This window comes from Ureibacillus chungkukjangi, assembly GCF_044795995.1.
Taxonomy (GTDB): Bacteria; Bacillota; Bacilli; order Bacillales_A; family Planococcaceae; genus Ureibacillus; species Ureibacillus chungkukjangi.
Map to the genome: position 1 here is coordinate 734,386 of NZ_CP085009.1, position 24,015 is coordinate 758,400.

At 33.3% G+C, this 24,015-nt stretch carries 23 protein-coding genes; 9 read left to right on the top strand and 14 right to left on the bottom strand.

Annotated features, from left to right (window positions below):
- Nucleotides 1–46: 46 nt before the first annotated feature.
- The 3 genes from istA (LG296_RS03805) (at nucleotide 47) to LG296_RS03815 (ending at nucleotide 2,964) form a co-directional block, all read left to right on the top strand.
- Nucleotides 47–1,525, top strand: a complete 1,479-nt coding sequence (gene istA, locus LG296_RS03805) for an IS21 family transposase (protein ID WP_306460167.1) — start codon at nucleotides 47–49, stop codon at nucleotides 1,523–1,525.
- Entirely contained in the window at nucleotides 1,525–2,244 is a 720-nt protein-coding gene (gene istB / locus LG296_RS03810) for an IS21-like element helper ATPase IstB (RefSeq protein WP_107937917.1), read from the top strand. Before istA (LG296_RS03805) ends, istB (LG296_RS03810) begins: the two co-directional genes overlap by 1 nt.
- A 210-nt stretch (nucleotides 2,245–2,454) precedes the next feature.
- Nucleotides 2,455–2,964, top strand: coding sequence for a hypothetical protein (locus tag LG296_RS03815; protein WP_107937926.1), 510 nt, complete (start codon nucleotides 2,455–2,457; stop codon nucleotides 2,962–2,964).
- A 395-nt stretch (nucleotides 2,965–3,359) separates the two neighbouring features.
- Here the strand turns inward: LG296_RS03815 and LG296_RS03820 are convergent, their stop codons facing one another.
- The 6 genes from LG296_RS03820 to LG296_RS03845 all read right to left on the bottom strand — a co-directional run bounded on the left by LG296_RS03820 (nucleotide 3,360) and on the right by LG296_RS03845 (nucleotide 9,644).
- Complete coding sequence (locus tag LG296_RS03820; RefSeq protein ID WP_107937925.1) at nucleotides 3,360–3,617, bottom strand: hypothetical protein; 258 nt, start codon at nucleotides 3,615–3,617, stop codon at nucleotides 3,360–3,362.
- Between the two features lie 385 nt (nucleotides 3,618–4,002).
- The gene (gene istB, locus LG296_RS03825; RefSeq protein WP_107937914.1) at nucleotides 4,003–4,755 is read right to left on the bottom strand and encodes an IS21-like element helper ATPase IstB; all 753 of its coding nucleotides are present in this window, start codon (nucleotides 4,753–4,755) and stop codon (nucleotides 4,003–4,005) included.
- Nucleotides 4,755–6,299, bottom strand: coding sequence for an IS21 family transposase (gene istA, locus LG296_RS03830; protein WP_146223234.1), 1,545 nt, complete (start codon nucleotides 6,297–6,299; stop codon nucleotides 4,755–4,757). The genes istB (LG296_RS03825) and istA (LG296_RS03830) overlap by 1 nt, the downstream gene beginning before the upstream one ends.
- Nucleotides 6,300–6,368: 69 nt before the next feature.
- Nucleotides 6,369–6,569 carry a hypothetical protein gene (locus LG296_RS03835; RefSeq protein ID WP_107937887.1) on the bottom strand — a complete coding sequence of 67 codons (201 nt, stop codon included), beginning with the start codon at nucleotides 6,567–6,569 and terminating at the stop codon, nucleotides 6,369–6,371.
- Nucleotides 6,562–8,181 (bottom strand): hypothetical protein, encoded by a 1,620-nt coding sequence (locus LG296_RS03840; RefSeq protein WP_107937886.1) that lies wholly within the window; start codon nucleotides 8,179–8,181, stop codon nucleotides 6,562–6,564. Before LG296_RS03840 ends, LG296_RS03835 begins: the two co-directional genes overlap by 8 nt.
- A 2-nt stretch (nucleotides 8,182–8,183) precedes the next feature.
- Nucleotides 8,184–9,644: a hypothetical protein gene (locus LG296_RS03845; protein ID WP_404427492.1), complete on the bottom strand. Its 1,461-nt coding sequence runs from the start codon at nucleotides 9,642–9,644 to the stop codon at nucleotides 8,184–8,186.
- A gap of 166 nt (nucleotides 9,645–9,810) precedes the next feature.
- Between LG296_RS03845 and LG296_RS03850 the strand changes: the two genes are divergently transcribed.
- A protein-coding gene (locus LG296_RS03850) for an IS3 family transposase (protein ID WP_404426987.1) occupies nucleotides 9,811–10,934 on the top strand; the annotation gives its coding sequence in 2 pieces (ribosomal slippage) (nucleotides 9,811–10,057 and nucleotides 10,057–10,934; 1,125 coding nt in all).
- Here LG296_RS03850 and LG296_RS03855 read toward each other — a convergent pair.
- From LG296_RS03855 to LG296_RS03880, 6 genes are all read right to left on the bottom strand, one after another.
- Entirely contained in the window at nucleotides 10,915–11,793 is an 879-nt protein-coding gene (locus LG296_RS03855) for a hypothetical protein (protein ID WP_404427493.1), read from the bottom strand. The two genes, LG296_RS03850 and LG296_RS03855, sit on opposite strands and share 20 nt — an antisense overlap.
- Before the next feature lie 71 nt (nucleotides 11,794–11,864).
- Entirely contained in the window at nucleotides 11,865–12,017 is a 153-nt protein-coding gene (locus LG296_RS03860; RefSeq protein WP_181418125.1) for a hypothetical protein, read from the bottom strand.
- A 206-nt stretch (nucleotides 12,018–12,223) separates the two neighbouring features.
- Nucleotides 12,224–12,970 (bottom strand): IS21-like element helper ATPase IstB, encoded by a 747-nt coding sequence (gene istB, locus LG296_RS03865; RefSeq protein WP_107937907.1) that lies wholly within the window; start codon nucleotides 12,968–12,970, stop codon nucleotides 12,224–12,226.
- Complete coding sequence (istA, locus tag LG296_RS03870; protein ID WP_181418126.1) at nucleotides 12,967–14,517, bottom strand: IS21 family transposase; 1,551 nt, start codon at nucleotides 14,515–14,517, stop codon at nucleotides 12,967–12,969. Before istA (LG296_RS03870) ends, istB (LG296_RS03865) begins: the two co-directional genes overlap by 4 nt.
- 124 nt (nucleotides 14,518–14,641) lie before the next feature.
- Nucleotides 14,642–16,069: a hypothetical protein gene (locus LG296_RS03875; RefSeq protein ID WP_404427494.1), complete on the bottom strand. Its 1,428-nt coding sequence runs from the start codon at nucleotides 16,067–16,069 to the stop codon at nucleotides 14,642–14,644.
- Nucleotides 16,070–16,075: 6 nt separating this feature from the next.
- Nucleotides 16,076–17,284: a site-specific integrase gene (locus LG296_RS03880; RefSeq protein ID WP_107936708.1), complete on the bottom strand. Its 1,209-nt coding sequence runs from the start codon at nucleotides 17,282–17,284 to the stop codon at nucleotides 16,076–16,078.
- 70 nt (nucleotides 17,285–17,354) lie between these two features.
- On the opposite strand from LG296_RS03880, the gene topB reads away from it, so the two are divergent.
- The 5 genes from topB to LG296_RS03905 all read left to right on the top strand — a co-directional run bounded on the left by topB (nucleotide 17,355) and on the right by LG296_RS03905 (nucleotide 23,163).
- The gene (gene topB / locus LG296_RS03885; RefSeq protein ID WP_235867680.1) at nucleotides 17,355–19,016 is read left to right on the top strand and encodes a DNA topoisomerase III; all 1,662 of its coding nucleotides are present in this window, start codon (nucleotides 17,355–17,357) and stop codon (nucleotides 19,014–19,016) included.
- A gap of 325 nt (nucleotides 19,017–19,341) precedes the next feature.
- Nucleotides 19,342–20,976 (top strand): Na/Pi cotransporter family protein, encoded by a 1,635-nt coding sequence (locus LG296_RS03890; RefSeq protein WP_107936710.1) that lies wholly within the window; start codon nucleotides 19,342–19,344, stop codon nucleotides 20,974–20,976.
- A 171-nt stretch (nucleotides 20,977–21,147) separates the two neighbouring features.
- On the top strand, nucleotides 21,148–21,708 hold the full coding sequence (locus LG296_RS03895) for a hypothetical protein (RefSeq protein WP_404427495.1): 561 nt from the start codon (nucleotides 21,148–21,150) through the stop codon (nucleotides 21,706–21,708).
- Between the two features lie 211 nt (nucleotides 21,709–21,919).
- Nucleotides 21,920–22,402, top strand: coding sequence for a Cys-tRNA(Pro) deacylase (gene ybaK / locus LG296_RS03900; RefSeq protein ID WP_404427496.1), 483 nt, complete (start codon nucleotides 21,920–21,922; stop codon nucleotides 22,400–22,402).
- Nucleotides 22,403–22,494: 92 nt separating this feature from the next.
- Nucleotides 22,495–23,163 (top strand): YitT family protein, encoded by a 669-nt coding sequence (locus tag LG296_RS03905; RefSeq protein ID WP_107936716.1) that lies wholly within the window; start codon nucleotides 22,495–22,497, stop codon nucleotides 23,161–23,163.
- Between the two features lie 35 nt (nucleotides 23,164–23,198).
- Here LG296_RS03905 and LG296_RS03910 read toward each other — a convergent pair whose 3' ends face one another.
- Complete coding sequence (locus LG296_RS03910; RefSeq protein ID WP_404427497.1) at nucleotides 23,199–23,660, bottom strand: hypothetical protein; 462 nt, start codon at nucleotides 23,658–23,660, stop codon at nucleotides 23,199–23,201.
- Nucleotides 23,657–23,863 (bottom strand): helix-turn-helix transcriptional regulator, encoded by a 207-nt coding sequence (locus LG296_RS03915; protein ID WP_404427498.1) that lies wholly within the window; start codon nucleotides 23,861–23,863, stop codon nucleotides 23,657–23,659. Before LG296_RS03915 ends, LG296_RS03910 begins: the two co-directional genes overlap by 4 nt.
- Nucleotides 23,864–24,015: the final 152 nt, after the last annotated feature.

Here is a 24,015-nt window from a genome sequence, read left to right on the forward strand (position 1 = left end):
CTTGCCAGCCTCACAATACTTCTCTACTGTAATTGGTGTCGAATCAATGCAGTGGAGGTTGAAAGGAATGCTGGCAATGCCTGAAATCAATTGTATCAAATTAATGAGGAATCAGAAATCCTTATCCATAAATAAAATATCAAAAACGCTAGGGATTAATTGGAGAACAGCAAAAAAGTATGCCGATGGAGATCAACTCCCCGAAGAAAGTAAAAAGAAAAAGTCTGGAATGATGTACGACGAGCAATGGGGAGAAATTGTAGGAGATTGGCTTTGGGAAGATCTTAAACTAAAGAAGAAAGATAGAAGGACAAACAAGGGGATATTTTCTGCACTTCAGAAGATGGGCTTCAAAGGGTCCTATCGGACCGTCTCTTATTTCATTAAAGAATGGCGAGAAGGAAGAGAAGACATTGAAGATGCAACAAAGGATAAAAACTATGAGCGTTTAATCCATCCTCCCTCGGAAGCACAATTGGATTTTGGATTAATGGGGGCCGTTAAAGATGGAATGTATGTAGATATTCATTGTTTAGTTATGACCCTTCCTTTTAGTAATAGCGCATTTGCAATTCCTTTACCAGGTGAAAATCAAGAATGTCTTTTGCATGGAATGAAGGTGATTTTCAAGCAGTTGGGCGGAGTTCCTAAGAAGATTCGTATCGACAATATGAAGACCGCTGTCGTCAAGCCAAGAAATAAGCATGAAGAGGCTGTCTTTACAAACGAATTCCTTCAATTTGCAAATCATTACGGATTTGAACCACAAGCGTGCAATCCCTATTCAGGAAATGAAAAAGGAAATGTGGAAAATAAAGTCGGCTACGTTCGCTACAATTTTATAACTCCTGCACCTGTCATAAAAGATTTAGATCACTTTAGCCAAATACTTGAACAGCAGCTAACGGAAGACCGACAACGCATTCATTATAAAAAACATGTTTCCTTACAGGAGTTATTGGAGGAAGAGCACCAGTATCTATTGGAGCTGCCCCAAGAAGAATATCCAGTTTTTAAACAAGAAGAAGCGAAGGCAAACAAGTATGGAGAAATCACTTTAGACAAAGCAAAGGTTTATGTTCCACGAGCCTATAATTATACAAAACTATCTGTCGTTAAGTATTGGGATCGTTTCAAGGTACTATCTCCTCATGGTGAAATCTTGTATGAGGATCATAGACCATATATGCACAAAAATCGTGAGATTCCATGGCAATCTATCATGAAGGCTTGGTTAGCTAAACCGCGTTCTGCAACCTATTCCCGCTTTTCAGCCTATCTCCCAGGCCGCATATATGAATACATCAATATCTCGAATCTTACGATTCGTAAGGAACGTTTGAAGTGGATCATCGGATTACTAGCTAATCATGATATGAATGAAATCAATGATCGATTTTATGATTTACTTGGCGGGCAATCAGACACATTAAAAGAGCCTGAGGACCATCCTTACGACATTGATTGGAGAAAGTATGATCAGCTTCAAAGCATCTCACAGACAGGAAACGAGGTGCAGCGATAATGAATCTAAAAGAGATGTGCAAAACGTTGAGGCTGGCGCATGTGAGTGATATTTATTCAGATATACCATGTGATGATCCAACCCAGTTTTTAGAAGCTCTGTTTCAAAAAGAACTACAGCTACGGGAGGAAGCAAAAGCTGAACGATTGGTTAAGAAGGCACGATTTTTACAGAAGAAGTCACTTTCGTCGTTTCAATGGAGTGAACATATTCACTTTCCAACACATATCGACTATAAAGAATTATGTACAATAAATTTTATCGCCCGTAAAGAGAATCTAATTTTAACAGGTGCCCCCGGCACCGGAAAGACTCATTTAGCTACGGGTATTGGATACGAGGCATGTAAACAGGGGCTTGAAGTTCGGTTTTATAGAGTTTCAGACTTAGCCGATGTATTGGAGAGAGCATGGAGCGAAGGCAAGCTATCACAGCTTCGGAATCGTTTTAAGAGTGTGGATCTAATCATATTGGATGAAATGGGGTACGTGCCTTTTAACAAGGAAGGGGCTGAGCTCCTCTTCCAACTCATCTCCGACTGGTATGAACAAAAAAGCTTGATCATCACGTCGAACTTGGAATTCAGTCAATGGAATCGCGTTTTCAGTGATTCTAGATTGACTGCAGCATTGGTGGATCGGGTTATACACCATGCCCATATTTTGAACTTTACAGGGGATAGTTTTAGGGTGACAAACGCATTATCAAGACAAAAATGAATACTCAGATGAAGGCTGGCAAGCTTGTGTATTTTTCTTTGCATTCTTCTGCACTTTTATCTTGCAAAACACAAGAGGAGTTGTGCTTCTTTTTATTGCTATAACATCATACTGAAATTCAATTAAAGTAAATGTGTCTTTAGTTTAATAATAATAACCATTAATAATAATATATTTTCTTCTCATAATATTAATGAGGTGAGGAATGTTATGAAAAATCACTTATTATTATTTTCTTCTATCTTTTTAGCTGCATCTGTTTATGCAAACGAGGATAAATTTGATAGAAACTTTTCAAAGTTAGGATACAAAGAAGTTGATGAAGCTCTTGCTGAAAGTAAACAGCATTTTAAAAAAGAGATTGTTTTACCTAATGAAATTCCAATTACCTTTACACATAGTTTTGCTAGGTTCTCTAATCCAGAAGGTGATTGGAATGATAAGCTGGAAGTTCGATATGTAGATGAAAAATCAGGAGACAATGATTATAAAGTTGAAGTGCGACATATCGATTATAAACTTCTAATAAGGGAAGAAATGATTGATAAGGAATTAAAGTTGAATAACGGTATTCGTGCGATTTACAGCACTACAATGTTTGAAAAACGTAATAATCTTGTATTTGAGATGAATGAATGGCAGTATATCCTTTCACTGGATGAAGATGTTTCTGATAAACCATCAGAAGTATTGATAAAGGTTGCAAATTCTATTGACTAGCTGAGTATAAGAATTCGTAAAGTAAATTAGCTACTCAACAATCGGGCGCTATTGTGGAGCAACACGTTTAGGAAATGATCAACTTTATTATAAAAACAAACTTTTAAACTGCAGAAAAGCATCTATTCTGACCAATCTTTTTTTCAGAATGGATGCTTTTAATTTACACTAAATCTGGGCTTTCGAGGTATGTTTAATCAAAATCAAAATATATTAGAAATCTACATTTATCCTCTAATTATCAATTTCAAAATTTCTCTCTAAATGGAAATTTTACAGAAATGGAATGTAGTTACTAATAATTTTTTATCTAAACTTAATTTCAATCTTTTCAGTTCTTTTAAGAATCGCATTTTCTATCTAAGTCATACCGGAATTTTTAATATAATAGAAAATTAATCAGAGGGGTCTGAATTATCTAATAAATCTAACTCATCTAATATATCCCTTGAATCTGAAGGGGGGAAATCTATTATATTATTAATTTTATTTTTTTCTTGTCTATTAATATTTAGATATGCTGCATGAGGATTGTCTGAAAACATATCATTAAATAACTGGTTAACTATTTCATTTCTACGTTTACCAGTAGTTATTGTATCTATTAAATCTATATTTTGTTTAGAAGATATATCTGCCCATTGAAATAACACCTGTTCATAAACACCTGTTTTTTCTTTTAGTTCTTCATTTATTATTTTTACTCTTTCTAATTCGGCTGTAAGTTTTTGAATCTGTTTCGTATAATTTTCTATTTTGCTATTTGCTTTTGTTAAACCTACCTCATTAACTTGTAATTTATTTATTATAAGTTGTTTTTCTCTAGTACTTAAATTAGATAAATAACTAGTTATTATATCTCTTGTTGATACGGTAGGAAAATTGGTATCTAAAGAATTAAATTGAATAGAACGTTGAGAATTAATTTTATCAATGAAGACTTTCCCTTGCCTTTCAGACTTTCTCCAAAAATCATAGCTAAGCTTTTGTATTTCGCAAGTAAAAATTGAGCCATTTATTAATTAAAAACTGAGCCACTTAAACCTGACTATTTTCCAACCATTCTTTTGTATCTAATATTCGATAAGATGGTCCTACCATGTCCACCATGTATGCTCGATGTGTTAGTCGGTCCGTTAAAGCTGCTGTTAAAACTGGATCATGAAATATTTCTTCCCATCGATCAAATGATAAATTACTCGTAACGATGGTGGATGCTCGTCCTGCCCGAAGGGAAAGATGAGTAAATAATAACTCGGCTCCTTCTTTATCAAAGGAGATATAACCTAATTCATCAATGATTACTAAATCATATTTTTCAAACTTCAGTTCAAATGAACGTAACGTTCTTTCAGAACGGCTTTCTTTTAACTGATTTACAAGGGATGACACCGTTGTAAAATACACCTTATAACCTGCTAAACAAGCTTCAATTCCTAAACCAATTGCTATATGTGTTTTACCTGTACCTGGTGATCCGATTAATAAAACGTTTTGTTTTTCTTGAATAAAGTCTAATTTCTTTAAATGTGGGAGGCGAGAGGCCGCATTTTGCGGTAATCTCTCAAACTCTAATTCAGTTAATAGTTTCTTTTCAGGGAAATTTGCAGATCGAATGCGATTCGCTTTTGCTCGCACTTCTCGATCTTCCATTTCTTGCACTAGTGCGTGATATAAGAAATCTTCTGCTGTCTGATATTGTTTCCACATATCATCTTCTTGAATAAATCCCCGAATGCTTGGTAATCGAAGTTCCTTACACATCTCAATCATTTCTTGTCTCTTATCCATTAGTGAAGCACCCCTGTCTTTTTCGTTTCAAATAACGCCGTTATGGCTGAAAGATTTTCGAGAGATTGGGTGGTGACTTCATTTTTGGAATGTACAGTTTTATGAATATATTCGCCTTGATTAGCTAAGAAAATAATCTTTTCTGTTGTTATTTGAACCATAGGGTTCTTCTCAAGTTGTTCAATCGCTGCTAAGACTTTTTCTAGATTTTTATTTTCTTTTAGATAAATAAGTAACTCTAGAAAATCTCGCTCATTTCCAATATAATAATCTTTGTATAATTTTTTTATTTTTGTTGGTGCTTGACTCAAACATTCACTTTGAGCCAATGCACCTTTTTTCTTTTCAAATGTACGTAAGTAATGATAAATGTCCATAATCCATTGATGGATTTGCCAACTTCGCTTATGTGTCGCGATACAGGCATTTTCACTGAAAATAAGAATTTTTTCCGCACTCGCTTTTACTTTCACCCATTCTCCAACATGTCCTTCTGGAACAGAATAACGATTTTGTCTATAAGTAATCGTGCTATATTTGTCCACTCTAAATTCATACAACTCAGAGGCATCAAATGGAATAATTTCTGTGCTTACATGCCTAGCTATACGCTCTTCTAGCATTAATTCATGGTGCGTTTGGTTTTTCTTATAATGCTTGCGAGAGTTTAATTTCATGATTACTTCTGTTAGATAAGCCTGAGCTTCTTCTAAACTTGCAAAAGTATCTCGATGGGCAAATGCTTTCCGGCGGATGTATTCTACACTTCGCTCCACATGCCCCTTCTGATTTCCTTTTCTCGGTTCACATAGTCGTATTTTAAAATGATAATGCATCGATAGATTTTTCATCCCATCGGTAATCTCACGTTCTGTCCCAATAAAATTCTTTACGACTGTCCGCATATTATCGTACGTAAAAACTTCTGGTACAAAGCCTAAATAGTCAATACATTTTACATGAGCATCTTGTACGCACACCATTGTTTCGGATTCATATAAATATGCAAATCTATCATTACTATATGGTAGGGTAAATACCGCCATTGAAAGAGATCGTAATGTTTGATCAATGAATAATTTTACTTCTCCCCAGTCAAATTCAATCTCATGACCAGCAGTTGCTTTTTGACGAATAAAGACTTCTTTTTGATGTTTCTCCTCACTATTTACAAAATTTCTTACAGTGGTATAACTAATTTCAAAACCTTCATCTAATAACTTTTCATGAATATCAATCATTTTTAGTTGTTGCTTGTGCATCTGATGTTGCCGTTTATAATCATTATCTTTTAACATTTTTCGAATACGTTTCATCACCGTAGGTGTTAAAGCACGTTTATTTCCTTTGCGTTTTTTATACGACGGAGGCGTTACATAGTTATCTGTAATAGGTAATTCTCGAATATCTTGTTTTCTTTTTTCAAGATCCTCTTGGATATACTTTTTTACAGTATTACGAGAAATCCCAAGCTCCTTGGCAATTTGACGTTGACTCTTATTTTCTTGATGAAAGGCAAGTAGTACCTTCTGTTTCTTCTCCAATGAAATCACCTCTATACGCTCCTAACTCTATGAAGTTAGGATTATTTTCATATAAAAGTGGCTCACTTTTCAACTGCGATGGTGGCTCAGTTTTAGCTTATCAAATACAAGCTTTTTAGGGAACTTACCATTTTTATATAATTCTAACGAGTATTCAAAAATTGGACGGGGTTTAATTATGGTAACGAGTGGATCTTTTTCTAAAAAACCCCTAGCTAACTCTTTTAACAAGGATTCTTCTACTAAATCTTGTTTTCTACCTCTACTCATAGTTGATTTTCTCCTTAAATGTATAAAGTTTGTAAAGGGCATCCTGAACAATTTTTGCATTATTTCTTAACTTAAAATTAAAGCTAGAATTTTTATTATCATATCTTTCATCTTTAAGGTTAAAAATAGCAGTATTATAAAGCCCAATTAAGTTCTTAAAGAGGAGTGAAACTGATGACTTTCGATTTTGCAGTTCTTTTGCAATTGTTTTTTTATGGATAGTATATTCTTTAGAGCTTATTCTCCAATAAGGACAAATGTAATGACTATCTACAGGGCAATTTTGATTGTTATCGGTACAATAACCGATCTCTAAGGGAATAGTATCAGTAGAGTTTATTAATACTTCAGGAATAATTTTGGATTTTATAATAAAATACTCATCAAAGGAACTTTGCAGTTCTGTAAAATGGTGATAATTTAAATTTGCTAAATCTAATAAATCAGAATCAACCCAATACTCCAAATGATTGTAATATGTTAATTGTGAATATATAGAAGTATGTCCTCCCAAAGCTGCCATTTCGATAGGATGATAACCCTGAAGCATCATATTTAAGAACGCAAAATATCTAGTATCATTAGGACGGATTCTTTTAATTGTCTTATTATCATTAGTAATTTCTAATGTATCACTAAGATCTAATATTCTGAAGTTATAAATACCTTGTACTACTTCTTTGTAAAATTTATTTAAGATTGTATCAAATAGTCCATAATAGTATGAATAAGGATAGGAACTACTATTAGAAGTATTTTTAGATAAATAACTATTTTGTTGAACTTGATATGATATAAGTGTTTCTCGAAAATCGAAATCCTTAGTTAATTCTTTATATCTTAAAATATTTTCAGCAAGCTCATTTGAAATTAAAATTTTATCGTACTTAAGTTCCCTAGTGAATCGTGTTTTACTACGGGGAAGAGATAAAATATAACCTTCATTACTTTGAGAAAGACAATCTAGTTTTATAAAACAAAACTCACTAATACGCAAAGGTATAATATTAGTTAAACACCACCAAAAATACACAGGAAAGAAGACTAAAAAACTTTGTGTAGATAAGTGTGAATTAAAAAAATCCTTTATAATTAAATCAAATTTAAGTACATCTTTACTTGAAGGAATTTCATACATAGTAAGAAGACGTTCAGAGCTTGTATATTCAATTAATATCTCATAGTAATTCAAAGAAACTTCGAAACCTGCATATTCTAGAAAGGTTAATATTTTCTTTGCTTTAAAAATGTTTGTATCTCTATTATTATTAAAGAAATCATTAAATTCATCTTCATATTCCGGACTGAAGTTATTAGTGAACCTCATTGCTTTAATGACAATATTAGCTATGTGCCGGATATGATTAGGTGATAACTTGTTTTCAAAAAGATTAAGTATCCATGATTTTAATATTATCTGTAATTCTTCATCTATTGAGTCAAAATAAATATAACTTTTAGATTTGAAATAATAGTCGAATAATATCCATTCATTATCCATATAAGATTCGTTTATTATATATTCATTTTGACCTGTAAACCTTTCTTCCATATCAGAAAGCATATTATCTATAAAATACGTAGAATCAAAAAGTTCCTCTGAAATCTCCATTGTTACACCTCTTGTAATGTAATGTACTTTTTTATATTGGGTAAATTTCTAACCCTCTCTAAAATGACATCATATCTACCATTTGAAAATTCATTTAAAAAACTTGCACCGAACTTCTTCTTGGCAGTACTTAATAAGAATAAGTATCGATAAAGAATGTTGGCTTTAAATCTTTTTTCTGTTTCTAGAGATGTTAAGAAGTTTACTTTCATATCATTAACAATCTTTTCTAGGTTGCTAATTACATTCACCAGTGTATAGAAATGAGGAATAGAGAAAGGGCATTTTTCACAGTCTCGATCTAGAAATAAACAATCTCCCAATAGGCATTGCCAATGTTCGTTTTTAGCGGGAAGCTGCCTCAAATTGATTAACATTAATTTTTTTTGCAATTCCGTATTATCTAATGAACTTAAATATTCAGTTAACGAGTTAAAGTCTCTTTCTATGCTTATTAATTGTGTAGATAGATTCTCTAATTTTGTAGAATCTCCAAACAAAGTTTTAAGATATCTCTTCCTTTCCTGAAGAATAATTTTGTCTTCACTCAAAGAATTACCAAATACTATTCTATGAAGATAATCGTAGGTATATCCAAAATTTCCATCATCAAATAAATTTCTTGACAGTCTGTCTAGTTCAAACTGAGATAATTTTATATATTTTTTTGTAGTATTAAATGATGAATGGGGACGAAGCATTTTCGTAATTTGCATAGGATCTAAGTTAGTGCAGTGTTTAATATATTCATAAGTGAAAGTCGATAGCGTTGTATTCATTTTTTTTGATTTAAAAAGAAACTGAGTATTTGAGAATTCTTGAAAGAACCTCTTATTCAATGAATTGGGTAATTCGTTTGAAGAATTAAATTCAATTAAATAAGGATTATTTTTATGATTTTGATTCAAGGTACAAGCTATTAATGCATTTGCTAATGGATATTGTAATTCTTCTGAACAAAAAAAATGTCCATCTTTATCTTTTTTTGAACTTTTTATAGTAAAGTATTTAGAAGTTATTTCAGCGATAATTTTATCCTTTTCTTCTATAGTTAATTTTCTGCTTAAAAAGTCATCGAAATCGGTAATTGATTCTGGAAGAGTTATCCTAGGTACCTTTGTAACAACATCATGGCTTCTCCAATCATTATTAAGATGCAAAATTATATATAACCAAACTGATTCATAAGATTTATATTTTTCAGTGTTATTGAGGGGGCGTTTAAACTCTTTATAACATCGTTTTTTATGATAATCCACATCCGATACATAGGAAACCAATTCTAAATATTCGTTAATTGAATATATTTCAGTATTAGCTGAAGTCCTAGCATTTTTTTCTTTGTATGGATTCCTCAAATGATTTTTATTATATTTCACTTCTAGTTCATCTGCTATAAAACATATATATTGATAGATAATTTCTTTGTACGTAGATTCAGTATTATCATTTAGATAAAGCAAATTTATTTCCTTTGAACTTAATTTAGCTAATTTATCAAATGTATCTCTCGAAATTAAGAGATTCGTTATACTTATAAATCGTACAAACTGAATCGGCTACACTAAGTTGGACAGATACTATAAGGGCTAGTAGACTTAACATACTAACCTAAGGGAGCGTGCTACTATGTCACGTCAACGTCGAACTTTTACACCAGAATTTAAACTTCAATTAGTCAAGCTTTATGAAAATGGAAAGTCTCGTGCAGATATCTGTAGAGAATATGAAATCACGCCATCTGCATTAGATCGCTGGATTAAAAACCATCAAGAAACTGGGGCCTTCACTGCGAAAGAGAACCGTACTGATGAAGAAAATGAGTTAATAAAATTACGTAAAGAAAATCAACGTTTAATGATGGAGAATGACATTTTAAAGCAAGCAGCGCTGATCATGGGACGAAAATAGATGTGATTCGAAATAACGCTCACAAATATTCAATATCAGCAATGTGTAACGTCCTCAACATCGCCAAAAGCACATACTATTATCATGCCAATTTGAGTGAAAAAGAAGCACATAACACAGAGGAAGTAGAACTTTCCAACGAGATTGAACGACTCTTTAAAGAAAGCCGTAGTAACTATGGTACTCGTAAACTAAAAGTAGAATTAAAGAAGCAGAAGATGGTAGTTTCTAGACGTCGAATCGGTCGAATCATGAAACAATTAGGACTGGTATCAAAGTATACCGTGGCACAATACAAGCCGTATAAACAAACCTGTAATGAAGCACCCATCAAAAATGAGTTACATCGTCAGTTTAAACAAGAAGAGCAATTAGCTGTAGTTGTAAGTGATTTAACATACGTCCGTGTTGAGAAAAAATGGCACTATGTATGCTTATTTGTCGACCTTTTCAACCGTGAAATTATTGGTCACAGTGCCGGTCCTAATAAGACAGCAGCCCTTGTGTATCAAGCATTAGCCAGCATTAAAGGGAATTTACATAACATCAAGATGTTCCATACAGACCGTGGAAAAGAGTTTGATAACAAACTAATTTCAGAGGCACTAGAAACATTTGGGATTCAAAGATCATTAAGTATGAAGGGTTGTCCCTATGATAACGCCGTGGCCGAAGCGATGTTCAAAGTATTTAAAACCGAATTCGCAAACGGAGCACACTTCGCTTCTCTTGAACAGCTCGCTCTTGAACTTAATGATTATGTTCATTGGTTCAATAACATTCGAATTCACGGAACACTAGGTTATTTATCGCCAGTGGAATTCAAGAACAGGTCCTTATAAAGATTGTCCAGTTTAGTGTTGACATTCCAAACTTCTTTTCAAGTGTCTTTATATTACCTGTAGTTGATTTTAATTTTTTTGAGGTGAACTTAAGCCAATATTTTAAATAAGTTTTTTCTTCAATGTCCCTAGCATTAATAATCCCTAAATCTTTTAAAGCTTTTAGATATAATTTATCAATTATTAGGTTGTTTTGAATTTCTTTTTTGTATAATTCAATTTTTTCCGCTAGCTCAATTTCTTTTACAATTGAATCACATATTTCCTTTTTATATATCCAACCAACTTCGAAAAGTTGACCAAATTGTAGAATGGTATTAAGGCGCTCGGGGGAAAATCGCTTATTATAGATTGATTTGACTTTTGAAGTAAGAGATATATTTCCTTCGTACTCTATTAGTATTTGATTTTGGGAAAGTTCTAATTTAGTTAGTACTTCCTTTAAATGTTTACTAGATATATAAAATACTCTTTTATAATCAAAATTGGGAATCTTATATTCAGCTATAATTCTCTGTAAAGCTGTTTCTCCAATTCGATAAAGTTGCTTAGCTTCAGCCTTTTTAATTAAATATTTACAGCTTTTATTCTGGAAGGTTTCATTAATGATTTCTAATTGACTAGTTGGATTTTCAATATTTAGTTTTTCTTCTAGCATTAAACTTAAAAAATTAATATTTCTTTCTTTCTGTTCTTTAATTATAGTTCTTGGTTTTTGCTGAATATTTTCTTCGCTCTTTGAATTAATAACTTGAAGTACATTTTGTTGGGCTATTTGTTTTACTTTGCCTTTTATTTTTAATTCAACTTCTTTCTGCTTTTGTAGGAGCCTGTAAGCGTCAAGTAGAATTGGACACATTTTGCTAATTAATTTTGAACAATTTCGTTGATTCTTCTCCCACTCCTTTGTAGAAGTAGGAGAAAGAATTATTAAAATGGCATCTTGCCAAGTTCTAGTTCTAATTCATGCTTTTCATCTTGAAGTTTGGATACTTTCGCCTTTAAAGAGGCAATTTCCTCAAGTAATCTATCGATCTTCGTTTCATTATTGATTCCTCTTTCATATGGTGAACCAATCCACAAAGTGTCGTATATGAAATCTTCGATATCATGCTCAATAATCTTGTAAAGATTGCCATCCTGGATATTTTTTATAGAGCCATCCGATAACCAGCTCTCAACTTTTTGATGGTCACAAGATTAAACCTAATTCTAATATGATTTCTCTTACTTCATTTATATTTAAAATCTTCATTTAAATGAAATCTCCTTATACCCATTTGCTAATGTTAAAACATACCTTGACGATGCTTCATTCGATAGCTATCATCATTCATCTGTACAACTTCTACTCTGTGTAAAATGCGATCTAAAATAGCTGTAGTTATACCTTCATCTCCCAATAATTCGCCCCATTGATCAGGACTCTTGTTAGAAGTCAAAATAATTGAGCTACGCTCATAAAGATGATTTATCAGATGAAAGAATAGATTTGCTTCACGTGAATCCATTGCCATGTACATTAAGTCATCAATAATTACTAAATCAGAAGATTCAATTCGGTTTAATTGCACCTGTGATTTCCGTGTAAATTCTCTGGTTTTTAAAAGATTGATTAATTCACCCATAGTCACAAACATGACGTTAAATCCTTTTTGAATTGCTTCAATTCCTAATCCTATGGCCAAATGGGTTTTACCAACACCAGGCGGTCCTAATAGAATTAAGTTATATTGTTGCTCTAGCCAATTTAGCTCTTTTAGTTGGTTTAATTGCCTTTCGTTTAAAGAGGTTTGATCAGATAAATCAAATAGTTCCAGCGTTTTCATATAAGGAAACTTCGCCCAACGCATTCGTTTTTCAATACTCTTTTCTTCACGTTTAGTTAATTCGAATTCAACGATTTCTTTAATAAATTCCCGATAAGTCCATGTGGACTGTTCCGCTTTTCTTAATATATTAGGCAGCTCAGTGGCTGTTTCTGTTAATCTTAGTTGTTTAAAATAGTTTTGTAGATTTTCTAAGCCATCATTCATGAGATGACACCCCCTAAAATATCTGTGTATGTGCTGATAGAACGTGTTTCTACTTTGATATTCCTTGTTTTTAACCTACTCGATTCGAGAGGTGGAACTGGTAGTTCTTTGCTTTGAATCTTGCTTATATACTTTGCAATATCATGAAAATCATTGGCACTTGTGAAATGCTCGTCAACACATTTTATTAGGGTTTCATCGATATAATCTGGATAATCATTGGTTGTTTTATGGATGATGGCCAGCTGGTCCCTTTTATATCGAGGATACTCAGCTAGGACCTGATTAATATATGTAGTCGCTAGTTCAGTATTATTAAACTGGCGAATCACTGTTTCTTTATAGGCTTGGATACCTTTTGAACGATCACGTTCATGATTTCGATTTTTGACTAATTTTCCTTTGGCTAATTCAAGACGATGCTTCGCTAGAACTTCACCATCAGGACTTCGTTTAATCACCAGTTGCTGCTGATTGCTTTCATCTACAGCCATTTCAATTGAAACAAGGTTTAGACCTCTTGGTCTATATGTTCCCAGTGGGACAGAGTAACGATTAGATTTATAGTGTATGGTGTTGTCCTTATTAACGGTTCTTGTTATACTAATTGTATTGTTACTCTCTATTGAGAGTGGGTTAGAGACTGGCTTTAAGTGTTGCTTTTCGAGGAGAAACACTTCTGTCGGTCTCTTTTTTGTACCGTTATGTACTTTGTAATTACCCGTACGTTTCAGCCACTCTATACATCGTTCATTCCAATTATCTATAGTAGTGAAAATACGGCTATCTGCGAAATTTCCTTTCACATACTTCACTACATTTTCAATTTTACCTTTCGATTCTGGATCTGCTTTACGACATAAATATATTCTGAACTTACGTTGTTGTTTATAGGATTGAAATTCACCTGTTAAAATAATATCCCCGGCATTTTCACTGACTGTTATTAAATGATCTTGGTCGTAGACAATCTCTTCTGGCATCCCTCCAAAATACTGAAAAGCATTTTCGTGGCTTCTTATCGTATCGCGTGTTGTAAATGGTCGATCTTGCCATTCTACATATTTGTACCGAGAGTGCGATAATACAAAACAAATACAGTACAGTTTCACTTCAGTATTTTCTTTCGTTTTTTGACGAGTTTCTCCCCAGTCAACTTGCATTTGTTTTCCCATTGGCTGTTCGATTATGGCCTCATATTGCCTAACTTTTTTGGTTTTCTCAATTTGATATTCTTCTCGTAACTCACTGACATACATGCGCATCGTACTTTCTCCAACAACCAATTTAGGATGACGTTCTAGTAACCAATCATGCAGTTGTGCAGCACTTAAATGAGGATGTTCTTTGAGCCAAGCGACTAACCAATCTTTATAAGGGTCTAATTTTTTCTTTCTGGATTTTAATGTATTCGCCCACTCATAAGCCTGTTCAGGCGACATTTCCAAATAGCTATAAACCGTCGTTCGAGATATTTTAAGCTGTTCTGCAATCTGTGTTACAGTAAATCTTTGTTCTTTCATTTGTTGGATTGCTAAATATAACATCAATTTCTTTTTCACCTTTCATCATGCCCCCGATTACCAATCTACTACCAATTTAGTATAAAGGATAAGGGTTATTTTTGGCGAAAGTGTTCAATCTTATTTAGCGATATCTGTCCATTTTATTTTAGCGTTTACAGAGCCTTTCTTGCAAGGCTAATTCTTTTTCTTTAGCGCCAACTTCTGCATTTTTAATTATTAATTGAAATAAATCATCCATTTCATTTTTTAAGATTAATTTCTTAGAATGAGGAAACTTTTTTCTAAGATTATATGGTATATCTATAATTGAAAGTGGATACTCAAATTTTTTTATAGCATTATAAACTTTAATAGAATGCATATCATAAATATCTTCAATTTCTTTAAACGTGTAATAATTTTCTCTGTAAAAATTGAAAAGTGAACCCGAGTGATCTTTTATTTCTTTAATATCTATTTCTTTAAGAGTTGGTTTATTAAGTCTAAAATGTACATCTGTTTTATCATAAAAAATTACAGATGATTGAAAGTGAAATACTTGATCTATAGGCTTTAATTTTATTGATGGAATCATATTAATATCATGATTAGTACCACCTAACTCTTTAATTTGGTGGGAAGTATACCGATATTTAATATTAAATTTATAATTATCAATAATAATATCTTCGAGCCTTTTGAAATCTTCAATTGTGTATAATTTCTTTTCGTATTTATTTGTTCTAGGTAGATGATTAATATTATATTCTACAGCGACAGTTTCAAGCTTTTTAGGATTAGCAAATCCTAACTTTTCCATAACATCTTTTTCACAAATTGTCTCTTCCAAAATCTTATGCAAACTATTAAACTTCTCAATTGCTTTGATGAAATCTTCTCTAGAATAAAGTTTTAATAAACTCTTAAACTCATAAACTAAATCAATTGCTTCTGGAGTATATTTTCTTATATCTTTTAAATAATGATCTGGTAGATTAGAATCTTCAAAGTCCTTTATAGATATTCGATTAAATTTATTAAATTTATACCTCTCGTTAATTATTTCCTTTAATTTCAAAATATCTTCTTTAAAATAATATTTATGACATTTAATAGGTCCTTGAACTTCTTTAAACTTATACTCGTCCATTATTTGTACTAAATTTTTTTTTCCGTAGCTTTTTCCAAAAGGGAGGTGCTTTAACGCTTCTGTTATTGTTAAAATCTGTGAATTATTTTTAAGTTTTATTAGTTCATCAACTTTAGTCTTTAAATACAAGTTTGTTTCATTATTTAATTCAAATACTTTTAAATAAGATGGAATTATTCTAGGGGAAAGCTTTTTATATAAATCATGATCCGTAATACCCAATTCTTTACATTCTGTAAGTGAATAATACTCTTTTTTTAAATTAGTAATTTCATTTTTTATAAGTGAATAGGCTCTTTCAATTTCATCTTTGAGAAAGCTTTTTTTTCTATTTATATATTGAGCCTGCAGATTATAATTTTTACAAATCGCGGTAAGCTTATCTTTACCGCAGTGAAATAATTCTCTCATTCCTTGCTCGGTCAAATAGTTCACGTTAATCACCCATATCTATCTAATCAATATTTCTAATTGTTTAAAATCATTAATAGCTATATTTATTGCAGAAATAAATGTTGCTTCATCAACATAGGTCTGTGAAGAGTTGACTTGGTTATCGCCACGTGCTAATTGAATCTGTGTCGGACTTAATTTATAACTTACTAAAAGATTTGTGAAAAGTCCTCTACCTATATGTGTTGACCATTTATTGTTTGTTAACATTAAATATTCATCTACTAAACCTTCCTCTAAAATCTGTTTTAGAAAAACCTCTTTTACATTATTAAATCTATCAGTATATGATTTACCTCGTAATGGTTGTTTATTGTAAGGTGAAAAAAATAGAGCTTCATGTTTTAAATTATATCTAGATCGTAGTTCTTGATGACGTTGGTATAATACTTCTACAATTCTTGTATTCCAAATCACTTGATCACGTGGTTTTTTTACTTGGACATCAGTAGTGTTTGTAGCGTGAGGGAATAGTAGGGATTGGTTATCTCTTATTTTTGCAACTAAATTCCTGTTAATCTGCTTAAAAGAATTAGTTGTCATATTGATAACTTCTGATCTCCGTAATCCTCCAAAAAATTGAAGTACTATTCCTAATGCTATAAAGGGATCAACTTCAATAGCTACTATAATAAAACGTGTCATTAATTCCACTCTTTTATCTCCAAAATCATGGAGATGTCTTAAAGACTTGTTCCTACTAGGAAATTCTATTTCTAAATCTATTTCTTTAAATAAATCTCCATTAGCTTCAATAACCTTACGCAATTTTCTAATTTCTTGCTCATCAGGACTTTCTAAACCATTATCTACTATTAAATTACTAGTTATAAGCCATTTATAAAACTTATTAAGATATAATAAATCTTGTAATACAGTTTCCATTGAAAGCTCGCTATTCTTCTGTAAGAGAGAGCGGTGACTCAGATAATCTGCAGCATCTTGTAAAGATAAGGCACTTAATCCCTTGATCTGTAGTTCGTCTTTGTTTTTCTCAAAATGAAAATTTAAAAATCTAGTAATAGTTCTAGCTGCATTTTCTTGGCTTTTTAATGAATTTCCATACCTCCTGTATTCTTTTTTTATAAAATTTGATAATGGAGAGGGAAAGATTAAACCTTTATAGTTTAATCCTATACCTATTGTTTTTTCAGTTCTTTTTGAGTTTATAATAGGTACTTCAAATTCTCTTACTACGAATCTCATAAATGTACTCCTTTATTCTCCCATAAAAAAAGTCGATTGGGTGTAATTAAATGCATTATACTATGGTGTAATAGGATTTGTATATTTGCACCCAAATTTAAGTATACAAGTTCAGACACCTACATTAGCAATGATTGCTGCACGTGAGGATGAAATTAAAAACTTCAAACCACAAACCTACTATGGTATTGAAGCTCAAACGGACTCTGTAAAATTAACGTGGCAGGATGCAAATGGCAATAGCCGAAGCTTCAATAAAGAGAAAATTGATACGATTGTAAAAGCACTTGGTCACCAAAATGCTAAAGTAGTTTCAATTGATCGAAAAGCAAAAAAATCCTTTGCACCAGCACTTTATGATTTAACGGAATTACAGCGTGATGCCAATAAATTCTTTGGCTATTCTGCAAAGGAAACGTTAAATCTAATGCAAAAGCTTTATGAGCAGCATAAGGTGTTAACATATCCTCGAACGGATTCTAGATTTTTATCTTCTGATATTGTGAGCACAATACCAGAACGTTTAAAAGCTTGCGGAATCGGGGAATACCGATCACTTACTAATAAGGTGTTAACAAAACCGATTAAGCCTACGAAAGCATTTGTGGATGATAGTAAGGTAAGTGATCACCATGCGATTATCCCAACTGAAGGTTATGTAAACTATTCTGCTTTCTCGGACAAAGAACGAAAAATCTATGACTTAGTTGTTAAGCGTTTCTTAGCAGTACTTTTCCCAGCACATGAATACGAGCAATTGACAGTACAATCCGAAATAGCTGGAGAAAAGTTTATTGCTAAAGGAAAGACTGTACTTCAAGCGGGATGGAAGGAAGTTTATGAAAATCGCTTTGATGATGATGACGCATCGGAGGATGTAAAGGAGCAGCTTCTACCGCGTATTGAAAAAGGAGACGAGCTTAAGACTAAGCTAATTGTTCAAACGTCTGGTCAAACAAAACCTCCAGCACGCTTTACAGAGGCAGCCTTGCTTTCAGCGATGGAGAATCCAACGAAGTATTTAGAAACTGGCGATAAAAAGCTTGCTGATACATTAAAATCGACTGGTGGACTAGGTACAGTTGCAACACGAGCAGATATTATCGAAAAGTTATTTAATACATTCTTAATCGAAAAACGTGGCGGTAAAGAAATTTATATTACTTCTAAAGGTCGTCAGCTACTTGATTTAGTTCCGGAAGAATTGCGCTCACCTGCAACAACTGCTGAGTGGGAACAAAAGCTTGAACTGATTGCTAATGGGAAGTTGAAAAAAGAAGTATTTATAAATGAAATGAAAGAGCATACAAAGGAAATCGTTTCAGAAATTAAAGGAAGCGATAAAAAATATAAGCATGATAATATCTCAACAAAAACTTGCCCAGATTGTGGGAAGCCGATGCTTGAGGTAAATGGTAAAAAGGGTAAAATGCTTGTTTGCCAGGATCGTGATTGTGGTCACCGTAAAAATGTCTCGCGTGTAACAAATGCGCGTTGTCCTCAATGTAAGAAAAAGCTTGAGCTACGAGGTGAGGGTGAAGGGCAAATCTTCGTTTGTAAATGTGGTTATCGTGAAAAACTATCTGCATTTGAAGCCCGCCGTAAAAAAGAAGGTGGAGGCAAAGTAGATAAGCGAAGTGTCCAAAAATACATGAAGCAACAAGATAAAGAAGCCGAACCAATCAATAACGCCTTTGCAGACTTATTAAAAGGCATGAAGTTTGATGAATAATTCATTATAAAATACTAGTATTAGATGAAAAAGTATCCATTATTTTAAATCATTTTGGATACTTTTTTTATGTCCAAAATTAGGGCGCTATCTATAATTTTTAGAGTGAAATATTAAAGTTTGGAGATAATAGATGAGGGAAGTTGACAGGTAAATTATATAATTATAATACGGCAATATTTTGCAAGCATAAATTTTGTGAACGTTTTGTTATTCAATTGTAAAGGTATTGTAAATTTTATATTTCATTTTCGTAAGAATCTTTACATCTCGTGTTGAATTATGAATAATAGTGTCGACGACATCGAAAGGGTGAAACAAATAGATGGAATGGCAAACGATGATTTTCCAATTTCTTGGAGGTCTAGGTTTATTCTTATTTGCAATCAAGTACATGGGGGACGGTCTGCAAAAAGCAGCCGGAGACAGACTCCGCGAAATTTTAGATAGATTTACGACAAACCCAATAATGGGTGTGTTAGTTGGTATTCTTGTTACGATATTAATTCAATCCAGCTCAGGTACAACAGTTATTACGGTTGGTCTTGTGAGTGCTGGTTTCATGACACTACGCCAAGCAATTGGTGTTATCATGGGGGCTAATATTGGTACAACTGTAACGGCATTTATTATTGGATTTGATGTTGGTACATATGCTTATCCAATTATGGCACTTGGTGCTGTGTTATTATTCTTCTTCAAAAAGGATCGTATCCAAAATATTGGTCAGATTTTATTCGGTTTTGCAGGGCTTTTCATCGGTCTGGAAATGATGGGCGATGGAATGAAGCCTTTACGAGACTTGGAAGCATTTGTGGACTTAACTGTAAGCTTTAGTGATCACCCAATTTTAGGCGTAGTTGCAGGAACTGTCTTCACGTTAATCGTTCAATCATCTTCAGCTACCGTGGGGATCTTACAAGGGCTTTATGCAGAAGGTCTAATTCCATTAGGTGGAGCCTTACCAGTCTTATTTGGTGATAATATTGGGACAACGATTACGGCAGTATTAGCAGCATTAGCAGCATCTGTAGCAGCTCGTCGTGCAGCGGCAGCACACGTAATATTTAACGTTCTAGGAACAATCATTTTCTTGCTTATCCTACCGTTATTCGTAAATTATGTTGATTGGATATCAGGTATCTTAAATTTAGAAGATAAGATGCAAATTGCCTTTGCACATGGTACGTTCAACGTTATTAACACATTAATACAATTACCATTTGTTGGTTTGATTGCGCTTATAGTAACGAAATTAGTACCTGGTGAAGATGCAACCGTTGAATATGGCGCAAAATATCTAGACAAAACGTTAATTGGGCAATCTCCTTCAATTGCACTGGGACAAGCAAAAGAAGAAGTTGTTCGTATGGGAGAATTCTCGGTAAAAGGTATTCAAGAGTCAATGGATTACTTATTCACGGGTGATAACAAGCATGCCAATATGACGGTTCAGCTAGAGGAAGCCATCAATAATTTAGACCGAGTAACTACTGATTATTTAGTTGAATTATCGAAGGAATCCTTATCCGAGAATGACTCCAAATTACATCATTCACTATTCCAAAATATCCGTGATATAGAACGAGTAGGGGACCACTTCGAAAACCTTGTCGAGTTAATTCAAGCAAAGGATTCGAACCGTGTTAAATTTAGTGATGAGGCAACTCAGGAACTAAAAGAAATGTATGAATTAGTATTAGATACAGTAAGCTTAGCGGTACTTGCTTTAGATAAACAAAGTAAGGACTTTGCAAGAGAAGTGTTAAGTAAAGAAGATCGCATTGATGAATTAGAAAGAGTTTTACGCAAACGCCATATCCTTCGTCTAAACAAAGGTGAATGTTCTGGACAAGCAGGTATTATCTACGCCGATATTATTAGTAATTTAGAGCGTGTAGGGGACCATGCAGTAAACGTTGCTGAAACGATTTTAGAAGAAAATCATCCTCAAATTTAATCATGAAGTGTACAAGGATCGGTTATTTAGATTCTTGTACGCTTTTTTTGTTGCGAACATTGTAGATATTTGTAATGTGAAATATTAATCAAACTAATTGTAAAAAATAACATTTTAAACTAAAATAAAAGTTAGAATGTGATTATTTTCCTATAAGTGGGGTGATTTTTGATGAGAGTATCATGTTTTTCACTAAATAATGGTAATTTTGAGGAGCGTAAACGCGCTATACAGCGTAAAGAGGCAAATGATGCTTACAAAAAGAATGCAATTTACACACAAGCCAAAAAGAACCCTATGCTCAAAATTCTTGAGGATTTATTATCTGGTAAAACTGAAAAAGAGCTTTTTAAAAACAACAATGTTTTATTAAATGAGGGCGATGAAAATACTGCACCAATTGATATGAAGGAAGATATTGAAGCGACTGAATTTCAAGCAGAAGCTGAAATCCCTACAGAAACGATGCTACAAGCAGAAACAGAAGTAGCTAGTGACGAAGAAAAAAATATAAATAGGCTTTCATCTATTGATATTGATCAGTTCCTTTCTCCAGAACGGTTAACTAATACGACAGGACCAGCAGAGCCGTTCAACCCTCTAAACAAAAGCTTCGAAACTTTGATTTTAGATAAAATGTATACGAAGGCAATATCAAGCTATACAAATCAAATGCTAATGGCACAAAATGGCTTCCAATTAGTGCAGCCAAAGTTTTCACATATAGCGTAAGAAGGAGTTGTCTCACATTTGTTGAGGCGACTTTTTTTGATTTATATGGTCAGCTCGTTCGTCTTTTAGAAAAGGTTCGATAAAATTGTATCAAACTTCCACTTGTGACATTTATTGTGCAGATAGGCGTTTTTAGTTTCTAGAAGCAAGTCCTAAGAGGTCTTTATGATATGATTGGATAAAGATAATAAGGTTAGGAGCCGTGCTAGTAATGGCAAAGCAAAAAGTGACGAAAACAAATGCTGTACGTTTATTGGACCAACAAAATCTGCATTACAATTTAATCGAATATACAGTTGAAGATAAAGTGGATGGCGTTACGGTAGCAAATAAGGTTGGACATCCGGTGACACATGTATTTAAAACATTAGTGGCAACGGCGGGTGTCGGCAAATTTTTTGTGTTTGTTATCCCTGTTTCTGAAGAGTTAAATTTAAAGGTTTGTGCAAAAGCAGCAGGGGAAAAGAAAATTGAGATGCTCCATCTTAAAGACTTATTGCCTACTACAGGTTACATTCGTGGAGGCTGTTCACCCATTGGTATGAAAAAGCTTTTTCCGACTTTTATAGACGGTTCGGCCAAGGATTTAGACTACATGGTCGTTAGTGCAGGAAAAATTGGGATGCAAATCCAGCTAAATCCTCATGATTTAATTCAAGTAACAGGTGGAAAATTTGTAAAGTTAACTGTATGATAGTAAAGGTTTATTAGAATAATATTTTGTAAGTTTGATTGCGAAGGCGAATATATAAGCTGATGTAATTAATTAGAAAGAAGGCTTTAAAGTTGAAAAGAGAACTAAAATGGAAATGGCTATTCTTCTTTGTCGGGCTAGCAGTAATGTCATTTGGCGTTTCCATGATTGTTGAAGGAAAAGCACTAGGGGTCGGCCCCTGGGATGTGCTACATATAGCATTATTTGAACGTATCGGATTATCTATCGGCTCTTGGGCTGTCATTACTGGGGTAATTATTGTCGGGTCAACATCATTGCTATTGAGAGAATGGCCAAAGCTTGCCACATGCCTCAATATGATTCTATGTGGTATGTTTATCGACTTTTTTAACTGGCTATTACCAAACTCTTCAGGGCTAGTTTTTGACGTATTTTATTTTCTAGCAGGTGTAATTGTATTAGGTGTAGGCTGTGCCTTGTATATTTCACCAAGGCTCGGAGCGGGTCCTCGCGATACGCTGATGATTCTTTTTGCTAAGAAATTCGGCTGCTCTATTGGGAATGCACGTTTAGCAATGGAAGCCTTAATCGCCCTAGTTGGTTGGTCGCTTGGAGGTCCAATTGGTGTAGGAACAATCATTATTGCGTTCTTCACTGGCTATATCGTACAGTTTTCGCTACCGTATTTCGAAAGGATGCTTAAAGGTAGAATTAATAATGAAGGTCGAACAAATAACCTGACAAATCAAGATATCGATCATCTCGCAAAAGAAATTTAGCTTTTGCGAGATTTTTTTATTTGGAAATGAATCTGTCACTCTTTGAATTTCTTCATTTCAAAGTAGAAAATGAGATTTTGAACGATAATAATACATACAACGATCACGAAAATGCTGAATTTGCTGAAGGGAATAGGCAACAGCAATAAGGCGAGTATCATAGGTAATGCCCAGGTTAAGAAGGTATAGACCTTTTTGGTTGCATTCATTGTGGCATATTGATACATCTCATCGTCTTCATTATATTCTGGTGGTTTAATAGAAAAGGCTTTTATTTTCTTGTCTGGATTTTGCTTATTGTATCTTTTGATAATGAAAAGAAGCATGAAAACGAATACTACTAAAACTAACCAAGCAAAAATGCCTACTGGATGGATTGTATACTCTATAAAATTTTCAGTTATTATGACATTGCTGCGTGTAAAGCCCCAGCCCACAAACAAAAGAATAATACAGCTCAAAATATTTAAAATAGGATAAAACATACGAATGTTCATCTTATCTCCTCCTCAAGCCAAAATATTAGTTCCAACGGCTCCTTTAATTCCTTTGAAAGCTTCAATGCAAGAGTGATTGAAGGTGAGAATTCACCCTTCTCAATAAAGGCAATGGTTTGCCTTGTAACCCCAACAAGCTTTCCTAGGTCACTTTGCGTATAATTATTTCTTGCTCGAAGCTCTTTAACTCGATTTTTCAGCAAGATATAGCCTCCTTGTTAAACATACCAAACAAAATGTTATGTTTACTTAACATATGCTGATTTGATTGTAATGTTTACTTAACATTTTGTCAATAATTTCTAACAATTTAGATTGTTTAGTTTTCAGACAATTCTCGCATATCGAAAAATCC